The organism is Halomonas halmophila (assembly GCF_006540005.1).
GTDB lineage: Bacteria > Pseudomonadota > Gammaproteobacteria > Pseudomonadales > Halomonadaceae > Halomonas > Halomonas halmophila.
This window is the reverse complement of sequence record NZ_BJOC01000081.1, coordinates 1-1,234: the sequence shown is the minus strand read 5'-3', so window position 1 is coordinate 1,234 and position 1,234 is coordinate 1. Positions and strand designations below refer to the sequence as shown.

Annotated in this window: 1 protein-coding gene; it reads left to right on the top strand. The window is 54.9% G+C overall.

From position 1 onward, the window contains the following. Positions 1 to 108: 108 nt before the first annotated feature. Positions 109 to 1,234, top strand: a 1,126-nt coding sequence (locus HHA01_RS14670) for a hypothetical protein (RefSeq protein ID WP_141322059.1), incomplete at its 3' end; no start/stop codon positions are given.

Sequence of the window (1,234 nt, the reverse complement as noted above, 5' to 3'; positions counted from 1 at the left end):
ATGGCATCACTGGTGGAGCAGCAGCCGGAGCATTTCTCGAGTCCGCTACGGACCCTGCGCTCCCTCCAATCGGCCCTGCAGCATGGCAATGACCCAGTGGGTCAGGTCGTGCAGGAGGATACGGCACGTGCCCAATACGAGGATTATCTGAACAACGGGGGCGAGCCGCTTACTGATAGTCCGATCGATCCATTACCTGAGCTTGAAGTTCCCACGCACGATAGTGAATTCGGTGGCAGTTGTGTTGAGTGTGCTTCGTTAACGCCCTGCATAAAGAAAGTTGAGGTGGTATGTCATGGTGGAAAAAATAACCGCGTCACCCTTCAAGGAGAAAATGAGCTAAAGGAAACGGACGGCACCATCTACTTCGTGGCACATCAGTTTGTGGCAGGCGAAGGGACGTTAGAGGATTTTCTGGAGGGGACGCAGCTCAAGGACGAGGGCCAGGTAGCGATAACGCTCGACAACTGCTCACATGGAGAGCACCGAGTGTACTGGACTGACGAAATGGACGGCACTGTGCTCAGCCCAGGAACGACCACGACTGTCGACTTTACGGTGCTGACCGAACCCGTGCCACCCATCTCTTTGCCCGGTGCACTCATGGGGCTTATACCACCGGAGGCGGGACTCGCCGTTAAAACGGCCGCCATGCTGCTGGATATCATCATGAACCGTAACGAGATGGTCAGCGAAGAGCGGTTCCGTATTTCTCATGACGGCACCAACGACTTCGTCTTTACCTCAGTTACGCTTCCTCAATTGAAATTTGATGGCTTGGTCACCATAGCACCGCCAAACCTGGGCACACGATTTGTCGAAAAAAGTGAAGGTCGTGAGCTTGCAGACCGGTTGGAGGTGGGCCCGCGAGTCAGGCAAGTATCAACTCGGCAAGGGTGGGGCATACATGCCGACATGACAGTGGTATGTGGCGCCAAGACCAGAACTATCACGGTAGGTACCAGCCCGAGCAAAACCGAGACGTATGATACCGGGCCATCGATTCGGCGAGCCGGTAATCAGCGGAGTCAGAAAAGTACGGTTGAACGATTCTTCAGCACCCTGACCGATGCCTCGCAGCGTATAGCCAAAAATCTGAGTGCTACCGAAAATGATGGCGACAGGGTTTTCAGTTTCTACAGCATTGGACCAGAGCTGATGCTTGGTGCCACGACCGAACAGGTCGAGGAAGAAGGTGCGCCCGGGGCATCGTGGAACATAACCCCCGGCCTTT